Source organism: Ruegeria sp. CJ2, from assembly GCF_056536745.1.
This window is the reverse complement of the sequence record NZ_JBQFQF010000005.1, coordinates 20,758-44,418: the sequence shown is the minus strand read 5'-3', so window position 1 is coordinate 44,418 and position 23,661 is coordinate 20,758. Positions and strand designations below refer to the sequence as shown.

The 23,661-nt window shown below is 57.3% G+C and carries 22 protein-coding genes and 1 tRNA gene; 10 read left to right on the top strand and 13 right to left on the bottom strand.

Annotated features, from left to right (window positions below):
- Window positions 1–54 precede the first annotated feature (54 nt).
- The 5 genes from ACR0MS_RS08770 to ACR0MS_RS08750 are packed head-to-tail and all read right to left on the bottom strand — an operon-like array spanning window position 55 to window position 5,481.
- Window positions 55–903, bottom strand: a complete 849-nt coding sequence (locus tag ACR0MS_RS08770) for a hypothetical protein (protein ID WP_480573915.1) — start codon at window positions 901–903, stop codon at window positions 55–57.
- Window positions 904–925: 22 nt separating this feature from the next.
- Window positions 926–1,327 (bottom strand): hypothetical protein, encoded by a 402-nt coding sequence (locus tag ACR0MS_RS08765; protein WP_480573912.1) that lies wholly within the window; start codon window positions 1,325–1,327, stop codon window positions 926–928.
- A 30-nt stretch (window positions 1,328–1,357) separates the two neighbouring features.
- Window positions 1,358–3,049, bottom strand: a complete 1,692-nt coding sequence (locus ACR0MS_RS08760) for a dynamin family protein (RefSeq protein ID WP_480573909.1) — start codon at window positions 3,047–3,049, stop codon at window positions 1,358–1,360.
- An 8-nt stretch (window positions 3,050–3,057) separates the two neighbouring features.
- Window positions 3,058–5,070: a dynamin family protein gene (locus tag ACR0MS_RS08755; RefSeq protein WP_480573906.1), complete on the bottom strand. Its 2,013-nt coding sequence runs from the start codon at window positions 5,068–5,070 to the stop codon at window positions 3,058–3,060.
- Between the two features lie 3 nt (window positions 5,071–5,073).
- Entirely contained in the window at window positions 5,074–5,481 is a 408-nt protein-coding gene (locus tag ACR0MS_RS08750) for a hypothetical protein (RefSeq protein WP_480574240.1), read from the bottom strand.
- 608 nt (window positions 5,482–6,089) lie between these two features.
- Here ACR0MS_RS08750 and ACR0MS_RS08745 point away from each other — a divergent pair.
- Window positions 6,090–6,174: transfer RNA gene (locus ACR0MS_RS08745), tRNA-Leu, on the top strand.
- 90 nt (window positions 6,175–6,264) lie between these two features.
- Here ACR0MS_RS08745 and ACR0MS_RS08740 read toward each other — a convergent pair.
- Genes ACR0MS_RS08740 through ACR0MS_RS08730 form a run of 3 tightly spaced genes read right to left on the bottom strand, consistent with a single transcriptional unit; the run spans window position 6,265 to window position 8,678 of the window.
- On the bottom strand, window positions 6,265–6,996 hold the full coding sequence (locus ACR0MS_RS08740; protein WP_480573903.1) for an amino acid ABC transporter ATP-binding protein: 732 nt from the start codon (window positions 6,994–6,996) through the stop codon (window positions 6,265–6,267).
- The gene (locus ACR0MS_RS08735) at window positions 6,993–7,853 is read right to left on the bottom strand and encodes an amino acid ABC transporter permease (RefSeq protein ID WP_480573900.1); all 861 of its coding nucleotides are present in this window, start codon (window positions 7,851–7,853) and stop codon (window positions 6,993–6,995) included. Before ACR0MS_RS08735 ends, ACR0MS_RS08740 begins: the two co-directional genes overlap by 4 nt.
- Window positions 7,854–8,678: an ABC transporter substrate-binding protein gene (locus ACR0MS_RS08730; protein WP_480573897.1), complete on the bottom strand. Its 825-nt coding sequence runs from the start codon at window positions 8,676–8,678 to the stop codon at window positions 7,854–7,856.
- 173 nt (window positions 8,679–8,851) lie between these two features.
- Here ACR0MS_RS08730 and ACR0MS_RS08725 point away from each other — a divergent pair, with 173 nt between their 5' ends.
- The 9 genes from ACR0MS_RS08725 to ACR0MS_RS08685 all read left to right on the top strand — a co-directional run bounded on the left by ACR0MS_RS08725 (window position 8,852) and on the right by ACR0MS_RS08685 (window position 18,092).
- Entirely contained in the window at window positions 8,852–9,670 is an 819-nt protein-coding gene (locus tag ACR0MS_RS08725; protein ID WP_480573894.1) for a DUF2189 domain-containing protein, read from the top strand.
- A gap of 160 nt (window positions 9,671–9,830) precedes the next feature.
- Entirely contained in the window at window positions 9,831–11,690 is a 1,860-nt protein-coding gene (locus tag ACR0MS_RS08720; RefSeq protein WP_480573891.1) for an adenylate/guanylate cyclase domain-containing protein, read from the top strand.
- 177 nt (window positions 11,691–11,867) lie between these two features.
- Complete coding sequence (locus tag ACR0MS_RS08715; RefSeq protein ID WP_480573888.1) at window positions 11,868–12,536, top strand: Crp/Fnr family transcriptional regulator; 669 nt, start codon at window positions 11,868–11,870, stop codon at window positions 12,534–12,536.
- Window positions 12,537–12,644: 108 nt separating this feature from the next.
- Window positions 12,645–12,857 carry a YgaP family membrane protein gene (locus ACR0MS_RS08710; RefSeq protein WP_480573885.1) on the top strand — a complete coding sequence of 71 codons (213 nt, stop codon included), beginning with the start codon at window positions 12,645–12,647 and terminating at the stop codon, window positions 12,855–12,857.
- Window positions 12,854–13,288, top strand: a complete 435-nt coding sequence (locus ACR0MS_RS08705; RefSeq protein WP_480573882.1) for a YeeE/YedE family protein — start codon at window positions 12,854–12,856, stop codon at window positions 13,286–13,288. The genes ACR0MS_RS08710 and ACR0MS_RS08705 overlap by 4 nt, the downstream gene beginning before the upstream one ends.
- 3 nt (window positions 13,289–13,291) lie before the next feature.
- The gene (locus tag ACR0MS_RS08700; protein WP_480573879.1) at window positions 13,292–13,729 is read left to right on the top strand and encodes a DUF6691 family protein; all 438 of its coding nucleotides are present in this window, start codon (window positions 13,292–13,294) and stop codon (window positions 13,727–13,729) included.
- A gap of 24 nt (window positions 13,730–13,753) precedes the next feature.
- Window positions 13,754–14,638, top strand: a complete 885-nt coding sequence (locus ACR0MS_RS08695; protein WP_480573876.1) for an MBL fold metallo-hydrolase — start codon at window positions 13,754–13,756, stop codon at window positions 14,636–14,638.
- Window positions 14,639–14,658: 20 nt separating this feature from the next.
- A complete protein-coding gene (locus ACR0MS_RS08690; protein ID WP_480573873.1) occupies window positions 14,659–16,338 on the top strand; it encodes a bifunctional protein tyrosine phosphatase family protein/NAD(P)/FAD-dependent oxidoreductase in 1,680 nt (559 codons plus the stop codon).
- 5 nt (window positions 16,339–16,343) lie between these two features.
- The gene (locus tag ACR0MS_RS08685; RefSeq protein ID WP_480574237.1) at window positions 16,344–18,092 is read left to right on the top strand and encodes a SulP family inorganic anion transporter; all 1,749 of its coding nucleotides are present in this window, start codon (window positions 16,344–16,346) and stop codon (window positions 18,090–18,092) included.
- A gap of 49 nt (window positions 18,093–18,141) precedes the next feature.
- Here the strand turns inward: ACR0MS_RS08685 and ACR0MS_RS08680 are convergent, their stop codons facing one another.
- The 5 genes from ACR0MS_RS08680 to ACR0MS_RS08660 are packed head-to-tail and all read right to left on the bottom strand — an operon-like array spanning window position 18,142 to window position 23,478.
- Window positions 18,142–19,119, bottom strand: coding sequence for an HpcH/HpaI aldolase/citrate lyase family protein (locus ACR0MS_RS08680; RefSeq protein WP_480573870.1), 978 nt, complete (start codon window positions 19,117–19,119; stop codon window positions 18,142–18,144).
- 30 nt (window positions 19,120–19,149) lie between these two features.
- The gene (locus ACR0MS_RS08675) at window positions 19,150–20,121 is read right to left on the bottom strand and encodes a 2-hydroxyacid dehydrogenase (protein WP_480574234.1); all 972 of its coding nucleotides are present in this window, start codon (window positions 20,119–20,121) and stop codon (window positions 19,150–19,152) included.
- A complete protein-coding gene (gene sucD / locus ACR0MS_RS08670; protein WP_480573867.1) occupies window positions 20,121–21,011 on the bottom strand; it encodes a succinate--CoA ligase subunit alpha in 891 nt (296 codons plus the stop codon). Before sucD ends, ACR0MS_RS08675 begins: the two co-directional genes overlap by 1 nt.
- Entirely contained in the window at window positions 21,011–22,207 is a 1,197-nt protein-coding gene (locus ACR0MS_RS08665) for a malate--CoA ligase subunit beta (protein ID WP_480573864.1), read from the bottom strand. Before ACR0MS_RS08665 ends, sucD begins: the two co-directional genes overlap by 1 nt.
- A 29-nt stretch (window positions 22,208–22,236) precedes the next feature.
- A complete protein-coding gene (locus ACR0MS_RS08660; protein WP_480573861.1) occupies window positions 22,237–23,478 on the bottom strand; it encodes a pyridoxal-phosphate-dependent aminotransferase family protein in 1,242 nt (413 codons plus the stop codon).
- Window positions 23,479–23,661: the final 183 nt, after the last annotated feature.

Sequence of the window (23,661 nt, the reverse complement as noted above, 5' to 3'; positions counted from 1 at the left end):
GTTAATCCTAATCAAGGATTGAATTCGTTGAAAATTTGAATGTTAGGGGCCGGTTCATGCGTCGGCCTCGGTGAGAGTTTTCCAAAGACTGACAACTGCGCCCAATTTACGCGCCTCGTGCACGGCTGCCGAGATCTGAGTGCCGTCGTGCAGGACTGCCAGTGCGGTTCCCTTCCCGCCCGAGGGTCGCAGGACGATTAGCTGAGGATGATCTTGTACCGCCGACGTGTCCTTGTCCCAACCGGCCAGATCAGCGGCGAATTGTTTAAGCAGATCACTGTCGGCATGCATGGGCTGGTCCGGGGCACACGCGCCGTCCGCTTGCATGGATGCACCATCGGACATGTTTATCTGAACGCGTCCCTGCGCAAAACGATCGGATCCGGCATAGAATTGGCTGGCCAGCCCGTCCGAGGTGTCGGCCACTTCGTTTTCGTCCAGATCCGGCACGATCGAGACGACAGGTTCCGCAGGCAACTCGATCGAACGGCATGCGTCCGAGATTTCGCTGAAAGTGATACCGACATCATCGGCTTCCAGCGCGATGTCGGGTTGCAGAGAGATAAGTTCCATCGGACCGGGTGCTGCGGCGATATCTGACACGAGCTGGGCAAGCTTATCCGCAAGATTATCGCGGGCTTCCGTTTCAAAATCGGGAACCAGGCCTGAGCGCACACGAAACACATCCGTGACCCGAGAGCTGTTGACCTCGATCGCAAGGCAATCGCCATTCGCGGCGGTGAATTCCAGACGACGTGGCAGCACCGTTCCGCGAATTGTGCGCAGGACCTGCTCACGGCGGGCAGAGGCTGTCTCGGCCGTCAGAGTCACAGCCGGATTCAGGCGCGCGACCGAGGTGCGTCCAATATCCTCGAGCAGATCGAGTATCGCTGTATCCATCATATCGAGACCCCTCTTTCTGCGCTTAAACTGCAGCCGCAACCGGCCCAAGGCTGAGATGCGATTTCGTGAGCGCCAACCCAACATTGGCACTGTTGCGGCAGGTGTAGCAGACCACGTGATCCGGGTAGGCTTGTGTGCGCAGGAAGATATTCAGACGATCTTTGGAAAACACCGCGATTTCGCCAAATCCTGACTGCCCGTCTTCCTCGGTTCCGGCCTCACGCAACAGCTCTTCAAAGCCGCAGACGCCGCGACCTTGAAACAGATTGGCCACCGCGATGGCCAAACTGTCCAGCGCGTTTGCGTCTTCTGGGCTGGCGAAACTTGTTCCCAGCAACATCCCGGTCTCCATATCGACATACCCGGCTGCGATACAGTCGGGTATGGTATGAATTGCGGTATTTAAAGCTGCTTCGATAGACATCTTGTGCCCTGCTTTTCTGCCCTATCTATTCTACAACACATGCCACTCGGCCCCGTTATTGTCGTTTGGCTTCGGCATGGATGACACCGTACCTTTGGACTTGCGGGCACTGTGCTCTGCCGCGATCTGGTCGAACTCGCGCAAGAACGAGCAGAACATTGACTTCAGACCTTCTGCATCGTCTGGCAGGTCTTCATCTTCCGTGACTTCGCGCCACATGGCCGCAGCACTAAGCGGTAATCCAGCCGGGACACTCAGCAGATCCTCCAGCCTTTCGTTCTGAGCGGGCGCATCCGAGGCAGCCCCGTTGGTCAGTGGCACAACCTGCATGTCGATCAAACCGTTGCCTTCTGGCTCGGGCTCGAATTCATCTTCCTCACCAGATGCCTGATCCGCCATGAGAGCTGTAATGGACGACACCGAGTTATCGGCCAGCACTTCGTGGCTTGTGTCCTCAGGGTCTTCGGCTTGCTCGGGGGTATCCGCCAATTTGTCTTCCAACGACACCATGAATCCATCAGCATCAATCGAAGAGTCCTCTGGCTGATCCACTTCAAATTCTGAAGTAAACTCAACGCTTTGCTGGTCGAAGTCCTCAGAAGGGATTTCAGTCAGGTTCAGGTTCTGGCTGGGCGTTTCCTTGAAGAAGGCGCGCAGGTCGTCCTCCTGCTCCTGCGTATCCGCGATTGGAGCTGCCTCGGTCGACTGCTCCATTTCAGCCCGCAGGCGATCTGCGTCACCCAAGTCGATTCTGGGCGCGCGGTCTGACTCTTCCGCCCTGACTTCGACACGGGCCGGTCGGATGGGGAAGTTGGTGACGACCTCGTTTTCCGCCCCACCGTCAGTGTCGGCGATTACCGGATCAACCAGTTTCAACGGCCTTGACTGCTCGGCATTTTCTGCCGCCTTTCTTGGCCGCAACGGTTGAACAGGTTCCGCAACGGAAAGACTGTTGTCGACTTGATAGCGCGCCAGCAATGCCGCGCGATTATCCATGATCTGTTCGGTGATCTCCAGGAAACTGTCGACCATTTTCCCGCCGCCGCTGCGCGCCCACAGATCGGCGTCGCCACTTTTGTCGCGGGCAGTAATGGCGTCGCGCGCCGAAAACAGGATTGAGCGGTTGAACAGATGACCGGCTTCACGATTGATCCGACGCAGGACTTTCTGGCGGTCCTTCTGGGCCAGAACGTCGGCCCGCGTGACCAAAAGAAGCGAGTTGTTCTGCAGTCGCTCGGGCAGGGACACCCAAGTCGCACGTTCGGTTTCGCGCCAGGCTTGCGTTGCGTGGGTGCACCAAAGAACCCCATTTGCCTGTCCAACAGCACGGCGCCAGACGTCATCTGATATCTTCGGGTCTGAAATGCCGGGCGTGTCGATCAGGTCGACAGCCTCCAGAATATCGGATTCGAGGAAAATGCGAATGAACTGGGCGTCGTTTACACCAACCGTTTCCAACTGATCCAAACCGATAGTCTGGCGGCTGCCGTCGTGACGTTGCACATAGGCAGACTGCTTTCCCCAACTAAACCAAACCGGAGGCAACTGCGTGGCCGTCACCTGCGTCGGCAATGCGTGTGAGCGCAGTAGAAAGTTCATCAGGGTCGATTTACCGGCACTGAACTCTCCCATAAGCGCAAAAATGGGTTTGCGCCGTGACCAGTGTTCGATACGATCCCATGCCTTGGGAGAAACGAAGCGGGTTTGTGAATCTTTTGCCATGTCGATACTCATGCTGCCTCGTTGCTTAGATCTTTAAGAATGTCGCCCAGAATGTCGTCGCGGGATTTTTGCGGCACCATTCCAGCCATCATCGCTGCGTTCCGGTTGGGGTCCTTCTCGGCGGCTGCCGAAATGCTCAGCAATGTCTCTTTCTGCTCACGCATGAAATCTGACAGGCTCGCACGGACGTTTTCCAGAACCGCTGCAATCTGGTTTTCTTCGATATCCTTGGTTATCGAGCTCGCCTCGGATGCAATCAGACGCGTGTAATCTGCGGCATATGCCTCGAACCCTTTTCGGCGTTGCCACCACCGTCTCCACCATGTGCTTTGAAGATCAAGGGCAATGGTGCGCCCGATACCCAATGGCGGTGGAACCCGGGGAACGATCGGTGCTTCGATCGTGAATTCACCCAAATGGTTGCCCAACAACTTTTGGTACAGGGCCTCAATGTCTGACGCCGCTGAGCCATACAACGCTCCGGCATCCTTGCGCATCGAGCGCGCAAAGCTGAAATACGCCGCCTTTTGCAGGGTTCTCAAACCGGCAGGATCGTACTGCCACGTCCCTTCTTCACCGTTTTGCTCAAGATGGGCGATCAGCGAGTCCGTTGCGCGTTTGACAAAATTTGTCTCGGCAGATTTCAGCCTTTCCAATACCTTATGCCGCAGGGACGAGGTCAGATCGGCTACCTTCTTCTCGTATTGCTCAATGACTTTTTCGATGGCCTCTTCTGTCGAAACGCCATCCAGGTCGCGGACAACGCCTTCGCCAGTAGACAAAGTTTTGGCAACCGCTGTGGCGCGGATCTGGCTCGCAATGTTGCGCGCCTTGTGGCGCACCCGCTCCAGCAGCCGGTTTCCCGCGCCTTCAGCAATGCGTTCGTTCATGGCCAGCAGCAGATCCGGCAATCCGGACAGCGCCCAGATTTTGTCCAAAGACGGAGCCTGATCCCCAAATCCCGCTGCCAGATAGAAGGTGTTCAACGCCTGACGGGAATCCTCGTTCAGGATGTCAGGGTTGCCCGTGAGTGCGGCCTCGGCCCAAAGCGCGCTGCCGAACACAACACTTGTATTTGCGTCGATGTTGTTCTGTTTCAAAGTGTCCTGAATCCGGTCGCGAATTTCAGGAACCTGATTGACCGGATCAGCCAGTTCGTCGATCCGGTTCACGAACAGAATGATCTGCCGGTTCTCGAACTGCGCAATAATGCGCATGAGCGCCATGTCCATGGTCGTTAGGGCCTGACTTGCAGCCAGAACAACGACGCACACCTCGGATCCGCGCAGGCTGCGCAGAGTAATCTGTTCACGCACCATAAAGGTATCGTTGACGCCCGGCGTGTCGCAGAGTTTCAGGGATATCGGATATTGCGGGATATCCATGTAGAGTTCCGCAGACTTTGTGACGTCTGCAAACCGCCCGGTCTTGGGGTTGATGTCAGGGTCATCCTGATCACCCAAGCACACATAACGCTGGATCAGTTCTTCATCGAAATAGTCATACTGATGGCTCTGGCCAAGGATCAGGTCGAAATGTTTGCCAAGGCGTTCTTCGGATTTCGCCTTCATCTCTCCGATCTGGCGACGAATGTCGTCCATTTCGTCGTCTGCGCCCGCGCGGTTCGCCAATTCGCCAAGCCGTCCGCCGCCGACCATCAGGTTATCCCATTCTTCCTGCTCAAAGAATGTAAACTTGGATTTGGTGTCGCCCTCGGTGCGGGTGTTGATGTTCAGCGTCGTGACAACCGACGTCCACGGGTTCACATCAGACGGCAAAAGGGCAGGGCGCCCGGCCAGAATGTTCACAATCGAGGATTTGCCGGCCTTGACCTGACCAACCAGCGTCACGCTGGCGGTGAAGCTTTCCATGCGGGTCTTGAGCGTGGCAAGACGGGCGGAAGAGCGTGCGTCCGCCACCTCTGTCAGTTGGTCGATCTGCGTGGTCAGGGCTGACATCGCCGATGTTATGGGCGTCAGCGCCTCGTTTCCGACGGACAGAAGATGGTCATTGCGCGCCATGATTTAGCCTCCGGTTCCAGTTGCCGCCAAGTGATGCTGCACCTGATCAGCTTGGGTGCTGGTCAGCAGATCAATGCGGGCAATCAAATTCAGTGCGTTGCCCAAAATTGCGGCCTCGGCGCTGGGAGATATCTTGTCGAAGGCACACTCGTCCGCGAGCACTTCGATTGAGCTGAATTGCTCGCTATTTTCCAAACAGGCAACGCTGCGTCCTGTCGGGAACCCAGCGGATTTGGTTTCAGGCAGCGGCATGCGAGAGTTTGCAAGTAAGTAATGGCCGCCGGAATGCGTGCGGAGCGCGACACCAAAACCCGTATCGGGGTGGTCGCGGCTCAGGGTCTTGAGTTCACCGAGAAAGCTCTCGCGTGCAAGACCAACAGCGTCTTGCTCGGCAGCAGCGGAAGTCATCATATTGGTCACGGTTAAGCCCTTGTTTTTGAGTTGAGCAGATAAAACTCGTACAACGCCCGAAGGCAAAAAAGACTCAGTAAGTCCTCTTGCCCATCAATGACCCCCAAGGCGGAATTTGTTTGACGCGAATAAGATTTTTTGGCGTTTGAATTGTGGCGCAATTGTGATGCGGCTGCTGTGGGGTGCTTTAAGGCAGAAGGGCAGTGCGCGAATCCACGCTGGTATTATTGGCTGTTGCTGCGCTTATAGACGGTTCTTTTTACGCGTTGGCTCTCGCCAAACGAAACTGCGCAAGTTGTTAAAATGAATGGGTATTGAAGCCCGGCCAATTCCTGGCACGTTGTTTGAGTTCAAGGATGGGCGGTGGCATTGGATTAGAAATCCGTGACTGCTCAAACGGCCTTCCAACAATCAATGAGCCGCGATCAACCCAACAGAGCGGTTCATACCTTCCGGAAATGCAGGATTGTGTCTGAATTATGCGGCGCATCCAAACATGGAAATTTCTGAGTTCAGCTCTCTGCCGACACGTCATTAAGAATATTCAGGATGGGTGCACTTTCCCTCTCGCACTTGGTTTCAAGCTTTGCTATTGAGCCGGTCATCGTGCGGGTGTGGCGAAATTGGTAGACGCACCAGATTTAGGTTCTGGCGCCGCAAGGCGTGGGGGTTCAAGTCCCTCCACCCGCACCACTTTGAAACTTAAAGATAATATCTGAGTTTGCGTGGCCTTGCTGACCGCTGTTCTGGCCTGTTCACCTTGAAACACCGCCCGTTGCGGCGTTAAAGGACGCGGGCAAGAAAAGCCTTGGTTCTGGGCTCGCGAGGCTTGGAAAAGAGTGTCTCGGGCGGGCCTTGTTCCAAGATTCGACCCGCATCAAGGAAACACACCTTATCGGCTAGTTCACGTGCAAAGCCCATCTCATGCGTGGCAAGCACCATGGTCATACCCTGTTGTCGCAGGTCACGAAGCACGTCGAGAACTTCGCCGACCAATTCAGGGTCCAGTGCGCTTGTAATCTCGTCAAACAGCATGATCTGCGGTTCCATCGCCAGCGCCCGGATGATTGCAACGCGCTGTTGTTGCCCTCCTGACAGCTGGTCCGGGTAATGATCCATCCGCTCGCCCAAGCCGAAACGCCTAAAAAGCTGGGTGACCCGTGGGCGCAGGTCCTCTCTGCTTAGTCCGCGCACGCGGCGCGGGGCGAGCATCACGTTTTCCGCCGCTGTCATGTGGGGAAACAGGTTATAGCTCTGAAATACTATCCCGATCTGCTGGCGTACCGGCTGAGGATCGAGACCCGGCTCGGAAATATCTGTCCCGTCCAGCCAGATCGCCCCGTCGTCAATCGGTTCCAACAGGTTCATGCAGCGCAGAAGTGTGGACTTGCCAGAGCCCGAAGCGCCGATCAGACACACCATCTCACCTTCGGCGATATCAAGATCAATGCCCTTGCAGACTTCGTGGTCATCGAACCGCTTGCGAACTCCGCGCAGGGATAGTTTCGCCGTCATGTGCGCGCCTTGTTTTGCTTGTTCATCAGGTAATCCGCGTATCGGGTCGCAGGTATGGTCAGCGCCAAAAAGATCAGCGCGGCACCGACATAAGGCGTGAAATTGGCGTAGAGCGACTTGTAGACACCCGCCTGACGGAAAATCTCGACCGGGCCGATAAAGGACAGCAGCGCCACGTCTTTCTGCAGGGCGATGAACAGGTTCATATTGGCGGGAACCACATTTCGAATGGCCTGAGGCAGCACCACATAGCGCATGGTGTCCCGATCGCTGAGGCCCAGTGAAGCCGCCGCTGCGCGCTGAGAGTTGTGGATCGAGTCGATCCCCGAACGGATCACCTCGGCCACGTACGCGGAATAGACCAGAACCAGCGCCAAGGTGCCCCAGATATACGGGCTGTTCCATGGTCTTGGCAGACCCAGACCGGGAATGCCAAAGCCGATAATGTAGATGACAAGCACCACGGGCAGGCCGCGGAAGATGTCGGTATAGGCAATTCCGAACAATCGCAGCGGAAACAGCGCGGGTGTGCGGGTGTCCCGACACAGTGCGATGGCAAGGCCGGTGATCGCGATCAAGGGCGCAGACCACGCAAAGATCATCACGTTCAGAAGAAAGGCTTCGAGTAACCCGGGAAAGGTTGCCGTGAACACCCTGCCGTTGAAAAAGGCGCGCTGCACCGCGTCCCAACCGGGGGCGAGCGGAACCAGAACGATGAGCGCGAGGACAACGCTCACCGTCGAAATCAAGGCGATCCGGTTGGACCGCCGCCGTATCCCGGCCTCATAGATTTCGCGACGCGTCGGCGTTGTGGTCGCGCGCTCAGTTGCGCTTTTTTGCAACGATGTTTCGTCCATTTATTTGATGACCGGCACACCTGTCGCCTCGGACAACCATTGCGCTTCAAGGGCCGCAAGTTCGCCGCTTTCGGTCAGTTCCGTGATGGCCGCATCGACGCATTCCCTGAGCGCGCTGCCGTCTTCCATCAAAAGGCCGAACTGGTCGGGGTTTTCCGATTGACCCGGGGGGAACTGTCCCAGCAAAGCACCGCCTTCAACGACGACGGCCGACAGGTACAGTGCAGTGGGCAGGTCATAGAGTGCGGCATCAATCTGGCCCGCCATGATAGCGGCGTTCACGTCCGCGTTGTCGTTATACAGCAGTGGCGCATCCGATGGCTGGATCACATCGTTCAGCATGGGAATCGCGGTGGTCGTGGCCACGGCGCCCCATTTCAACCCCTTGAGGCTGTCCAGCGTCGCTTGGGCCCCTGAATCGACAACATTCTGGGTGGTCAGCACCGCCATGGCAGACGTGTAGTAAGGCAGGCTGAAATCGACCATTTCCTCGCGTTCAGGCGTGATCGAGTATTGCTGCATGTTGAAGTCAAAGTTCTTTGCTCCGGGCTGGATCGCCTCGTCAAAACTTGTGCGAACCCAAGCGACGTTATCCTTACCAAAGCCCATCTTTTCAGCGATGGCGTAGGCAACTGCGGCTTCAAACCCTTCGCCGCTTTCTGGCGCGTCGTTCATCACCCATGGATAATAGGCCGGGTTTCCGGTCGCGATTGTCAGCGTACCTTCGGTCAGCGTTTTCCCTGCCGCGCACGTTCCGTCGCCCGCCGCAAATGCCGAGGTTGCAGAGACAGTTACGGCCAAAGCCGTACAAGCAATCAGTTTCATCTAAACGACTCCCTATTTTTTGATTGCGCACAGGTTCTTACGGGCAGGCGGATTTGTCTAGGGCGTGTGCTGCAAGGATTTAAAAACTCTGGTTCCCGGACGGACGCCAATTTCAACGCATAGACTGGAAGCAAAAGTCTGCGCGCAGTACCATGGCATGGAAGGAGCGTGATATGGCACCCAAAACCGCAGGTTCCACACCGCCGGGCAGTCCGGTACAGCCGCAACAGTCCGTGCCAGAGGTCAGAAAAGTGACCGTGCAGGATATCTCAGCGTCTTTGAAAGCGGGATTTTCAGACTTTCTCGCGCGGCCTCTGATGAGTGGTTTTTTTGGTCTGTTCTACGCGGTTTTTGGAATCTTGTTTGTGTGGTGCCTGGTCTGGCTGGGCAAGATCTGGATGATTATTCCTGCCGCCGTCGGCTTTCCTCTGGTCGCACCCTTCGCTGCCGCGGGCCTGTATGAAATGTCGCGACGGTTGCAGAAAGGTCAGAGTTTTGGTTGGTCTGAAATTCTTACTGTCATGGCCAATCAGCGCAAACGTGAAATGGGCTGGATGGCTTTTGTCACTCTTTTCGTATTCTGGGTGTGGATTTATCAGGTTCGGCTTTGGTTGGCGATCACCCTGAAAGATGCCTCATTCTCGAATTTCGATGGGTTCCTGAACACTGTATTTTTCACACCTCAGGGATGGACCTTTCTGGCAATAGGAACCTGCGTCGGCGCGCTCTTGTCGACCGTGCTGTTTGCTGTAACCGTCGTAGCCATGCCGATGTTGCTTGACCGGGAAACCGATTTCGTCTCAGCGATGTTGACGTCAATTCGGGTCGTTACTGAAAGCCCTCTGGTCATGCTCAGTTGGGCGGCGATTATTTCGGTCACTATGCTGTTGTCGCTTGTTCCGGCTTTTCTGGGCTTAATTTTCACCCTGCCCATCCTTGGGCACACGACCTGGCACCTTTATCAAAGGGCTGTGCCGCCTGTAGGAGAGTGAAGCAGCTGAGGCGGCTGAGGTAATGAACGAAAAAGAAGTATTCATTATCAAAGCGATGGCAAAGGTTGCAGTAGCGTTTTGTCATGTTTCAGCCGACGCCCAGTGCACGGTATAGACCGATTATAGGTTCTCGCTTAGCCTTTGGGGTGAGAAACCCACTATGGAACGTCGGCTTACAACGATAGTTGCTGCGGACATCGCCGGATTCTCGCGATTGGTCGCCGCAGACGAAGAGGGAACGCTTTCGGCACAGCGTTCTCACCGTAACGCGCTGCTTGATCCCTTGGTCAAAAAATACTCGGGTCGCATTGCGAATACGGCTGGTGACAGCTTGTTGATCGAGTTTCCGTCAGCAGTGCAGGCGGTTCGTTTCGCCATTGATACCCAATCCGGGATGGCGCGGCGAAACGCCGGAATTTCTCAGGACCGGCGCATCACGTACCGGATCGGAATAAATGTCGGCGATGTTGTGCTTGACGGTGATGATCTGCTTGGCGACGGGGTCAACGTCGCGGCGCGGCTTGAGCAATTGGCTCCGGCTGGCGGCGTATTGCTGAGCCGTGCAGTGCGGGATCAGGTGAGGGACAAGCTGGATATCAATTTGAAGGATCTTGGTGACGTTCGGGTCAAGAACCTCTCTCGATCTGTCAGGGTATTCCAGATTGAGAATGGAGCCGCACCGGAATCACCAACTTCGGCAGAGCGGGCTAGCCCGGCAATATTGTTTGCTGCGGGTATCGCCCTTTTGATCGCGGCGAGTGCCTGGTGGTGGCTACAGCGCGCGGATTTGGCCCAACTGGAAAGCGACGGCTACGCGCAGGAAATGCCTGACGACTCTTCTCTGGCGGTTATGGCGTTTGATTACATAGGCCCCGGAGAGGTTGAGAATGGGTATTTGGCCGATGGGATAAGCGAGAATATCACGACCAACCTGGCCAAATTGCCGGACTTGCTGGTCATCGGTCAGGATACAAGTGCGACAGACAACGGCGAGGGTCTCAGTAGCCGGGACATCGCTGTGCGATACGGCGTTCGTTACGTTCTGGAGGGCAGTGTTCAGAAGTCCGGTGAAGACCTCAGGATTCTGGCCAAGTTGTTGGATGCCTCCTCGGGGAAATACCTTTGGTCCGAAACATTTAACCGAAAATCGGGCGACTTCTTTGATATTCAGGACGAAATTACACTGTCTGTTCTGGAGCAGGTTTATCGCGGGACAGTCGACGGCGACCGTGTGACGCTGCGCGAAACAAATGATCTTGCGGCCTTCGCGGAAAACGCAAAAGGACGCGCGCATCGTGTGCGCTTTACTGCCGAAGACAACAAGACGGCGCGCAAACATTATCAAGCCGCGCTTGAACGCGACGCAAGATATGTCGATGCATTGGTCGGCATGGCATTTACCCATATCATGGACGTCCGACTTGGATTTTCCGGAGACCCGAAAGAGTCGCTTGCCCTTGCCGAAGATCATCTTGCGCTGGCGCTGGAAATAGACCCCGAGCGCCCGGCGACTCTGTCCAACCTTGCTGTATTGCGGGTCGTACAGAAGCGAGGGGAAGAAGCGCAGGAATATGCCCACCGCGCATTGGACAGGGGGATGGGCGATGCGAGGGTCATTCGAAGTGCCGCCTGGGTATTGAAATATGCAGGTGCGTCCGACGAAGCCCTTCCCTATTTCACCAGAGCGAAACGCATGACCCCGGTTCCGTTGTGGTGGTTGATCGTGGATGAATACGGCGCGCTGATTGACGCCGGCGAATTTGAGCAGGCAAGCGCCGCGACCGATGCATTTCTGGCGGTCTTGCCCGAGGTCTATCGGGCTGAGTTTCTGACATGGCCGGCCGTCGCCGCGTGGAAGACTGGCGACTTTGAGCGTGCGCAAGCATTCATCTCTGAGGCTCGGCAACTCAAGCCGGACATTTCGATCACAAGTATCCACCCCTTTGATCTGGCCTATATCGAAAAGTCGTTACCCGAACGCAGGTACGAGGTTCTGCGTGAACTCGGCCTAGAAGATTGACTGACAATGGGACACCATGCTTCTGCGTACCCAATACGGCGAAACACGACCTGAGCGGCGCCAATTTCTGGTCGTCGATTTGGCAACACAACGGAACCAGGGTCTCTGTTATATTCGGTAAATCAAATGTATGGTCCAATTCGCAAACAGGCAAAGCAGGCGAGTTGGAACAGAGTTATGGACGTTTCGTGGATTGACAGGTTCAAAGGGCTCAGCCAACTGCCAGCCGATATTCGCACGCGATTGGAGGAAGGAAGCCAGATTGTCAGCGTTCCGGCAGGTACTCAGGTCTTCTCACCGGGACAAACTGCGGACAATCTTCTGCTATTGTTGGAAGGCACGATACGGGTCCAGCAAAAATCCGAAACAGGGCGCGAGGTCTTTCTGTATCGCGTTCACGCGGGCGAAAGCTGTGTATTGACCACCGCCTGTATGCTTGCCTTTGAAGACTATTCTGCAGATGGCATAGCCGAGACCGATGTCAGCGCGGTTGCTATACCGAGACAGACGTTTGACGAGCTTGTGGCAAAGTCCGATGTGTTTCGAAACTTCGTCTTTGCGGCCTATTCCCGTCGGATAACAGACCTATTCACGCTGATTGATGACATCGTGTTTCAACGGATGGATGTCCGTCTGGCCTCTCGCCTTTTGGAGCTTGCCGACCAAAATGATGTCGTTCGCGCCACCCATGCGGTGTTGGGGACCGAACTGGGAACGGCGCGCGAGGTCATCTCGCGATTGTTGTCAGAATTTCACCGCCGTGGATGGATCGAACAGTCCCGAGGCGAGGTTCATCTGGTGAACAGGGCCGGTTTGGAACAGTTGGCACGCAGCTCGGCTATGTAAGGCTGATGGTGCTGAATCCAAAAATGTGAAGCGTTTGGTGACCAAGTCACCAAGGCTTGGGTTCGGGTTATGCAAGTGTCGCTCCATTGAGTCTCAATGGAGTGAGAAATGATCACCAATATGGGAAAACTTGATCGCGGCCTGCGCATTGCTGTTGCCGTTATCCTTTTGTTTGTGGCCTTTGGCACCGGCATGGCTGGGTCTGGCCTACTGTTTTGGCTGGCAGTGATCGTCGCTGCGGTATTCGCTGTAACCGCACTTGTCGGGAACTGCCCGATCTACAGCATTGTTGGCTTCAAGACCTGCAAGGACTGCGGATGATGGAGACCGCGTTCACGCCAGTTGCCTCTCTGACCGGAGGCATTCTGATCGGCGTCGCGTCGACCCTGCTGATGCTTGTCATGGGCCGGGTTATGGGGGCGACAGGTATTTTGACCGGACTGGTCCAGCCTTCCAATCGTCAGGACTTTGCGTGGCGCCTGGTACTTGTCGCCGGAATGATCACGGGGCCTGCCCTGTTTTGGATGTTTTCGGGCCAGATGCCTGCCGTTGACGTTCCCGTATCGACCCCCGCGCTGCTGGTAGGTGGGGTGATCGTCGGGCTTGGCGTTACCTATGGTGCGGGTTGCACATCCGGCCACGGTGTCTGTGGGATGGCAAGGCTTAGCCCGCGGTCAATCGTGGCGACGTTGACTTTCATGATTTTCACCTTCGCCACGGTTTTTGTCGTGCGCCACGTCTTTGGAGGCTGATCCATGAAACTCATCGCCACATATTTCATCGGTGTCATCTTTGGCCTTGGCATATCAATTTCGGGCATGGCTAACCCTGCAAAGGTGATCAACTTTTTTGACATCGCAGGACGCTGGGACCCATCGTTGATCTTTGTGATGGGGGGCGCGCTGGTCACAACCTTCATTGGCTATCGGTTGGTCTTTGGGCGCACGACACCGATCTTCACGGACGCCTTCAGCCTGCCAACAAAACGCGAAATCGACGCGCCGCTTGTGGGTGGCTCGGCACTGTTCGGCATTGGATGGGGATTGTCCGGCTTTTGCCCGGGTGGTGCCTTGCCTGCGCTGGGGACGGGGCAATGGCAGGTCTTTGTTTTTGTCGCCGCCTTGGTCGTCGGGATCCTGTTGGCCAAATCCATTCAATCCACCACCGCGCGTCGGGCACAGACCACGACCTGACACGACACAGGAGGAGTAAACGCAATGACACATTACCCGATCAACTTGAACACAAAACCCGATGTTCAGGCCTTTTTTGACGAGGCGACAAACACCATCAGCTACATCGTCAAGGACCCGTCTTCAGCGGCCTGCGCCATTGTGGACAGCGTTATGGACATCGACTATGCGGCGGGTCGGATCACCTATGACCACGCCGACGCGTTGATCCGCCAGATACAGTCGCAGGGGTTGCGACTGGAGTGGATCATCGAAACCCATGTTCACGCCGATCATTTGTCAGCCGCACCTTATATTCAAGGCAAGCTGGGCGGAAAGATCGGTATCGGCTCAAAGATCATGGTGGTGCAGGACACGTTTGGAAAAGTGTTCAACGAGGGCACAGAGTTCCAACGCGATGGCTCGCAGTTCGACGCGCTGTTTGAAGACGGCGATACGTACATGATCGGCAACATGCAGGCCTTCGCGATGTATACACCGGGCCATACCCCGGCCTGTATGGTCCATGTCATGGGGGATGCGGCCTTTGTCGGGGATACGCTGTTTATGCCGGATGGAGGATCGGCACGCGCGGATTTTCCGGGCGGGGATGCCGGGCTTCTGTACGACTCGATCCAAAAAGTGCTGTCCCTGCCAGACGAAACGCGCCTCTTCATGTGCCATGATTATGGGCCGAACGGACGCGACATTGCGTGGGAAACCACCGTGGGCGAAGAAAAGGCCCTGAACATCCATGTTGGTGGCGGAAAAACGAAGGAGGAGTTCGTCAAATTCCGCACCGAGCGTGACGCGGTTCTGGATATGCCCAAGCTCATCATCCCGTCGTTGCAGGTCAATATGCGGGCGGGCGAAGTGCCTCGGGATCCCGATGGCAACCCCATGCTCAAAGTGCCCGTGAACACTCTGTGACGGAAAAAGGGAGGAGACAGATGGATATCAGATACATCACGGATCAGCTCTCGGTCGGCCCGCAGATCACGGTCGAGGATGTCGCCGCGATTGCAGCCAAGGGGTTTCGCACCATCCTGTGTAACAGGCCCGACGGAGAAGCCGCCGACCAGCCAGTGTTCGAGGAAATCGAAGCCGCGGCACAGAAACTGGGGGTCGAGGCGCGTTATGTCCCGATCACCAGCGGTATGGTTCGGGATCAGGATGTGGCGGAATTTGGCCGGGTTTTTCAGGACGCGCCAAAGCCGGTATTGGCCTATTGTCGAACCGGGACAAGGTCTGCCACGTTGTGGTCTTTTCATGAATCCAACCTCCGACCAATGGCAGAAATCCTCGCGGCAACTGGGGCTGCGGGCTATGACATGAACGGTGTGGCGCGCCGCATTGCCAACGGCGGCAAAACGCCAACGGACAAGGGTGACGCGTTCTTTGATGTTGTAATCGTGGGCGGCGGTGCCGGGGGTATCGCGGTCGCGGCGAGTTTGAAGTCACGAGAGTCCGATCTGGATATTGCCGTGATCGACCCCGCTGATATCCACTATTATCAACCCGGTTGGACCATGGTTGGCGGTGGCATCTTCGAGGCGCAGAGCACGGCCCGAACCATGGGCAGCCTTATTCCGAAAGGTGTGCACTGGTTGAAGTCAGCCGTGGCAGCCTTTGAACCCGACAATGATGCTGTGATCCTGGACGGCTGCCGCGTGGTCAAATACGGCCGGTTGGTTGTTTGCCCGGGCCTCAAGCTTGACTGGGGCAAAGTGGACGGTTTGGAAGAAACGCTGGGCCGCAATGGGGTCACATCGAACTACCGTTATGATCTTGCACCTTACACGTGGCAATTGGTGCAGCAGATGCAGAAGGGCAGGGCGTTGTTTACCCAGCCACCGATACCAATCAAATGCGCCGGTGCGCCGCAAAAGGCGATGTATCTGTCCGGTGACGCGTGGTTCCGCCGGGGTGTGCTGAAAGATATCGACATCCAGTTCATGAACGCGGGTGGCGTCTTGTTCGGCGTGAAGGATTATGTGCCCGCGCTTGAACGATATGTTGAGAAATACGATGCTTCTCTGAACTTCTTTCATAATCTGATCGCCGTGGACGGGCCGGGAAAAATGGCCCGTTTTGAAATAGCTCGTCCGGGTGAAGACACGGAGACCGTCGAGGTCGGTTTTGACATGATCCACGTCTGTCCACCCCAGACAGCGCCCGATTTCATCCGGGTATCGCCATTGGCAGATGCGGCTGGTTGGGTTGACGTGGATCAGGCCACCTTGCGCCATAAAATATATGACAACATCTGGTCATTGGGTGACGTCATGAACGCGCCAAATGCCAAAACAGCGGCTGCCGCGCGCAAGCAGGCTCCGGCTGTTGCTGACAATATCGTGGCCGATATCGCCGGTCGTTCGGCAGTGGCGCAGTATGATGGGTATGGGTCGTGTCCGCTGACGGTTGAGCGGGGCAAAATCGTGCTGGCCGAATTTGGATATGAAGGCGCGCTCAAGCCCAGTTTCCCCCCATTCCTGATTGATGGAACCCAGCCGTCACGCGCGGCTTGGATGCTGAAAGAACGGCTGCTGCCGCCAATCTACTGGAAAGCGATGCTGCGGGGAAAAGAATGGCTGGCGAAGCCCGAAAAGATCAAGGTCGCCGCAAACTGATGCCTATGAAAACCACCTTGGGGCGCGGCGTTGGGCGCTATGTGCCCATTTTGGACTGGGGCCGCTCGTATTCGCGTTCGGCCCTGTCAAACGACCTGATTGCGGCGGTGATCGTCACCATTATGCTGATCCCGCAATCGCTTGCCTACGCGATGCTGGCCGGGCTGCCGCCCGAGGCCGGGCTTTACGCTTCGATTGTTCCGATTATGCTCTATGCGGTTTTCGGAACCAGTCGTTCGCTGGCGGTCGGACCAGTGGCTGTTGTGTCCCTTTTGACGGCTTCGGCCATCGAACAAGTGGCCCAGCAGGGTACTGCCGGATACGCCGCAGCCGCCCTGACACTGGCTATGCTGTCCGGAGGGTTTCTGGTGCTCATGGGGGTGTTGCGGCTTGGGCTGCTGGCCAATTTCTTGAGCCACCCGGTGATTGCCGGGTTCATTACCGCCTCGGGCATCCTGATCGCGACCAGTCAGCTAAAGCACATTCTGGGGATTGAGGCACATGGTCATACATTGCCCGAGATGATCGGCTCAATCCTCTCGCATCTGAGCCAGACAAACTGGGTTTCGGTGACAATTGGGACAGGCGCGATCCTGTTTCTGTTCTGGGCGCGCGGTTTTCTGAGGCCGACTTTGGCGAGGTTGCGCACGCCTCCTCTCCTAGCTGATATCCTGACAAAAGCAGGCCCGGTGTTTGCTGTTGTGGCGACGACTGTCAGTGTTTGGGCATTTGATCTGGCAGATCAAGGTGTGCGCATTGTTGGCGCAGTCCCGCAGAGCTTGCCGCCTTTCACGGTGCCCAGCCTGTCCTTCGATTTGATCGAGGCGTTGCTTCTTCCGGCGATCTTGATTTCGATCATCGGTTTTGTCGAAAGCGTTTCCGTTGCGCAAACGCTGGCTGCCAAAAGAAGGCAACGGATCGACCCGGATCAGGAGTTGATTGGCCTGGGCGCTGCCAATCTGGGGGCCGCTTTTACCGGGGGCTACCCGGTGACAGGCGGATTTGCCCGTTCGGTGGTGAATTTCGATGCCGGTGCCGAAACGCCTGCTGCCGGCGCATACACGGCCATCGGATTGGCCGTCGCAGCCCTGGCGTTGACACCACTGGTTTACTTTCTGCCAAACGCGACGCTGGCCGCCACGATCATTGTAGCGGTTCTCGGGCTGGTCGACCTGTCGATCCTGAAAAAGACATGGGCCTATTCGCGCGCCGACTTCGTGGCTGTCGCGGCCACCATCCTGTTAACCCTCCTTCTCGGGGTCGAAGTTGGCGTGGCGTTGGGTGTCGTGCTTTCCGTTCTGTTGCACCTTTACAAGACATCCCGACCACATGTGGCCGAAGTGGGTCTGGTTCCCGGCACCCAGCATTTCAGAAATATCAACCGGCACGCGGTTCTGACTGACCGGGCGGTCGTTAACCTGCGTGTTGATGAAAGCCTGTATTTTGTGAATGCGAGATTTCTGGAAGATTACATTCAAAGCAGGGTCACCGAGGGGTGTTCGGTGCGCCACGTCGTGCTGATGTGCTCTGCCGTGAACGAGGTCGACTATTCCGCGCTGGAAAGTCTGGAAACCATAAACCATCGGCTTGCCGATATGGATGTTGGCCTACATTTGTCCGAGGTCAAAGGGCCTGTGATGGACCGGCTGAAACGGTCCCGTTTTCTTGAGGAGATGAATGGGCAGGTTTTCCTGTCGCAATTCGATGCCTGGGATCACCTTGCCCGTTCGCCACAGCCGCACGCGGCGGCGTGATCATCACGGCACTGACGGAAACCTGACAGTGCCGTGCCGGAGATTGAAATCAGGCCGCTGCGATTTGCCGTGCCTTTTCGACCATAACTTCGGCCTGCCGGATCGAGGCGTAGTCGATCAGACGCCCGTCCAGCGACACCGCGCCTTTGCCTGCGGTTTCGGCCTCGGCCATGGCGACCAGAATGCGCTGTGCCTTGGTGACTTCGGCATCGCTGGGGGACATGACCTCATTCGCCAGCGCGATCTGGCTGGGGTGGATGGCCCACTTGCCCTCGCATCCCAGAACAGCGGCGCGTTTGGCGGCGGCTTTATACCCTTCGGGATCCTGAAAATCCCCGAACGGGCCGTCAATCGGGCGCAGACCGTTCGCGCGGGCCGCTACGACCATACGTGCCAGCGCATAATGCCACATGTCGCCCCAATGCGACGCGCGGGCTGCGTCAGCATCCGGGTCGGTCAGAACCGCGTAATCGGGGTTAACACCGCCAATGATCGTGGTGCGCGCGCGGGTCGAGGCGGCATAATCGGCCACACCAAAGTGCAGGCTCTCGTTGCGTTTCGAGGCGGCTGCAATTTCGCTTACGTTCTGCATGCCCAGAGCGGTTTCGATGATGTGTTCAAACCCGATGCGCTTTTTATAGCCCATTGCGTCTTCGATCTGCGTGACCATCATGTCGATCGCATAGACGTCGGCCGCCGTGCCCACCTTGGGGATCATGATCAGGTCCAGACGTTCACCCGCTTGTTCGACCACATCGACCACGTCGCGGTACATATAGTGGGTGTCCAGACCATTGATCCGCACGGACATGGTCTTGTTGCCCCAGTCGATGTCATTCAGAGCTTGAATGATGTTCTTGCGGGCCTGTTCCTTTTCATCGGGTGCAACCGCATCTTCCAGATCAAGGAAGATCACATCCACATCCGACTGGGCTGCTTTTTCGAACATACCGGGCTGGCTGCCCGGTACGGCGAGTTCGCTGCGGTTCAGGCGCGCGGGGGCCTGTTCGATGGCGTAAAAGCTCATGAGTTTGAGTCCTTTGAAAGATAAATCGCGTCAGATCACGCGGTCACGAGGGGGACGACCCGCAAAGAAGTCGCCCAGATTGTCCAGCACGCGAAAGCCCATAGCCTCGCGCGATTCACGGGTGGCGCTGCCCAGATGCGGCAGCATCACCAGATTGTCGCATTGCAGCAGGTCCGGGCTGATGCGTGGCTCGCCATCGAACACGTCCAGCGCTGCGCCGCCAATCGTGTCGAACATCAGAGATTGAACCAGAGCATGCTCGTCCACCACCTCACCGCGGGCGGTGTTGATCAGGAAGGCATCAGGCTTCATCAGTTCCAGCCTGCGCCCGTTGATCAGGTGCCGGTTCGCAGCCCCTCCGGGGCAGTGCAACGAGACGAAATCGCAGTGCGGCAACAACGCGTCCACCGTTTCGACTTGTGTTGCATTGAATTGCTTCAGCACGTCAGGCGCGACTGCGCTGCGGTTCTGCACCAGAATGTTCATACCGAACCCATGATGGGCGCGGCGGGCCATTTCCTGACCGATGCGGCCAAAACCGATGATGCCCAGCGTCTTGCCGCTGACCTTGGTGCCGACCAGATGCGTGGGCCGCCAGCCAGTCCAGCCACCTGCACGCAGCTCACGCTCACCTTCACCGGCGCGTCGAGCGGCCATCAGCAGCAGCGTCATCGCCAGATCAGCCGTGCATTCGGACAGAACGTCCGGCGTGTTGGTGACCGTCATGCCCAGATCACGGGCAGCGGGTTCGTTGATATGGCTGTAACCGACACCGTAATTGGCAAGGATTTTGGTTTGCGCGGCAGGTACATCCAGCGCCTCGGCGCTGAGAGTATCGGTCACCGTGGGCAGCACCGCGTCATATTTCTTCAGTGCGTCGCGGATTTCGGCCGGGGACATCGGAATGTCCCCGGTATTCAGCACGGTGTTGTAGCTTTCGGCCAGTTGCGTTTCGACGGCAGCAGGCCAACGACGGGTGACAAGAACCGAAGGTTTCACCATCACGCGGCCTTTCCCATGACGCGGGCGATGGTCTCGCCGATCACTGCCGGGTTTTCCGCCACGGTCACGCCCGCTGCCGTCAGGATTTCCACCTTTTCGCTCGCGCTTTCGCCAAAGGCCGAGATGATCGCACCGGCATGGCCCATCGTCCGGCCCTTGGGCGCGGTCAGACCCGCGACATAGGCCACAACGGGCTTGGTGACGTGATCGCGGATATATTCTGCCGCTTCCGCCTCCTGGGGGCCGCCGATCTCACCGATCATGGCGATGACCTCGGTATCTTCATCTTGTTCGAACCGCTCAAGGATATCGCGGAAGGACGAACCATTGATCGGGTCGCCACCGATGCCGACGCTGGTCGAGACACCGATGCCACGCTCTTTCAACTGTGCCGCAGCTTCATAGCCCAGTGTACCCGAGCGCCCGATGATGCCCACGTTGCCCGGCAGGTAGATATGGCCCGGCATGATCCCCAGCAGCGCTTTGCCGGGGCTGATGGTTCCGGCGCAGTTCGGGCCGGTCAGCACCATGCGCTTGTCCTTGGGATAGCGGTACATGTAGCGTTTCACGCGGATCATGTCCTGCGCCGGGATGCCGTCGGTGATGCAGACGCAATAGCGGATACCGGCATCTGCGGCCTCCATGATCGAATCTGCGGCGAACGGGGGCGGCACAAAAACAAGGCTGGCATCGGCGCCGGTGGCTTCGACCGCCTGCTTGACGGTGTCAAAGACAGGCACGCCTTCGACGGTTTCGCCACCCTTGCCGGGGACGACGCCGCCCACGACATTGGTGCCATACTCCACCATATCCTTGGTGTGCAGGCGCGCCATGCGTCCGGTGATGCCCTGAACGATCACGCGGCTGTCGCGGTCCAGAAGAATGCTCATTACACGGCCCTCATCTTGGTGTTTTGGGACAGGTCATTGCGCCACGCACCCACGGCGCGTTCGGCGGCCTCCATCAAGGTTGTCGCGCGGATGATCGGCAGGCCCGATTTGGCGAGAATTTTCTGACCTTCTTCGACATTCGTACCCGCAAGGCGCACGATCACCGGCAGGTCGATTTCCAATTCGCGCAGTGCCTGCACGACACCCTCGGCGACCCAGTCACAGCGGTTGATGCCCGCGAAGATATTGACCAGAACCGCCTGAACATTGTCATCCGACAGAACCAGCCGGAAAGCTTTCGCCACCCGCTCGGGCGAGGCACCGCCACCGATATCCAGAAAGTTCGCAGGCTCGCCACCGGCCAGCTTGATCGTGTCCATCGTGGCCATGGCCAAGCCTGCCCCGTTCACGATACAGCCGATATTGCCGTCCAGCCCGACATAAGACAGGCCCCGGTCGGCGGCGCGGCTTTCGCGCGGGTCTTCCTGACTTTTGTCGCGAAGCTCGGCGATCTGCGGGCGGCGGAACAGAGCGTTGTCGTCAAAGCTCATTTTCGCGTCCAGCGCCAGCACCCGGTCGTCGCCGGTGATGACCAGCGGGTTGATCTCGACCATGGTCGCGTCCAACTCGCTGAACGCGGCATAGCAACCCTGCAAAGTGCGGACCATGTGCTGGATCAGCTTCGGCTCAAGCCCCAGCTTGAACGCGATCTCACGCGCCTGGAATTCCTGCAACCCCACTGCCGGTTCAACGATCGAACGCACGATACTGTCGGGACGCTCGGCTGAGATTTCCTCGATCTCCATTCCGCCCTCGGACGAGGCCACGATCATCACGCGCTGGCTCGAGCGGTCCAGCACAAAGCCCAGATAGATCTCGCGATCAATCGGCACGGCGGCCTCGACATATACACGGTAGATGCCTTTTCCCTCGGGACCGGTTTGATGCGTGACCAGCTTGCGACCGAACATGTCATCACAAGCGGCGTAGATTTCGCTTTCCGAGTTGCACAGCTTGACGCCCCCGGCCTTGCCCCGGCCGCCTGCGTGGACCTGCGCCTTGACAATCCATTTGTCGCCGCCCAGTTCGCGTGCGCGGTAAGCGGCCTGTTCGGGGCTGTAGGCCAAAGCCCCCGAAGGGGTTTCGACACCAAACTTCGAAAGAAGTTCTTTCGCCTGATATTCGTGAATATCCATCTGCATGTTCTCCCGTTTATGCAGTGCGGTCAGGCCGCAATCGACGTCCCGTAGCGGCTTTCCAGCAGAGCTTCGATTGCGTCAAAGTCCACTGTGCCGCCGAGGTCCTGTATCGCTTGGGCGAACAGGTGGATGATGTGGCTGATGGCCTGGTGATTTAGCTGATTCAGGATGCCAATCCGCACCTGAACGGGCGCGCTGAGGGTCGGCCAGATGCCAAATCCTTTTGCGCGGCACGCCTGTACCAGTTCCATCTCGCGACCGGCCAATTCGGGCGGCAGGTTCAGAACGACCAGGCTGGGCATGTCCGAGGTTACCTGACATCCCATCGCAGTCACGGCGTCCCGCAGGACGGCCTCGTGCGTTTTGTAGGAATGCGCGCGCTTGGCCAGCCCCTCGATCAAAGTCAGGCGCAGGGATTCGTGAAAGGCGGCCACGGCATAGCCGGAATGGGTTCGATGGTAGGTGCCTTTTTCAACGTCTTGCCCGTCGACGATACCCCAATGGCGGGCCTCGAAAATCGGATTGTGGACATAGGTGTAAGCCCCCGACGTCTTCAACGTGTCCATGTAGGCGTCGGTAAAGCTGACCGGTGCATAGGTCAGCGGCAGGCAGCACAGGCCCTTTTGCGGGCAGGACGCCCAACCCGCGATGCCGGGGAAGTCATCAATCCGGAAATCAGCGACACCCAGTGAGGACACGGCGTCAATCAGGCCCATCGCGCCATGCCGCTCGCACGCGTCCGAGAAACCGCGCAGATCATTGACCCGGCCGGAACCGGTTTCCCAATGTGCCATGAACGCCCATTTTGGTTTGTGCTCTGCCAGTGCAGCTTCCACAATCGTGCCTGTCACAGGCTGCCCATGGGGAACTTCGATCACGGTGACGCTTGCCGCTTGTGGGTCCAACGGGTTGGCCGCGTGTTCCTGCGGTGTTGCAGCCTTGATCCGAAGTGTCAGCGCGTCGATTCCCGAAAAGGTGCCGTTCGTAAATGCAACGACCGTGTCGCCGGGCATCACGGCCGAGAACATCGTGTCCAGCCCGCTCCAGCCGGTTCCGGCCACAGCGAAGGTATAAGTGTTTTCGGTGCCCCAAATCTCGCGCAGCATATGTTTGCATTCGATCATGCCCCGCAGGACATCACCCTGCATATGATCCGCCACACCCGCGCTGGCAAAGGCCTGCAGGACACGGGCATCGGTGTTGCCGGGGCCGGGGCCAGCGGCAAGGGTCTCGGGGATTTCGAGAGTCGGGTAGATTTGAAACGTCACGTGCGATCCTCCTCAGTGACGGGGTCTGTGATGGCCCCATGCGTCGCGTTGGAGGTGAGGAAAACCGAATCTTGCCAGTTAACGCAACGTAACTTACTACTGCTTTTGGGTATCTGTTTGGATGGGGAAATACATACCCATTCCGGTAAATATACAGCTGTATACCAAGTAACTACCTACCCA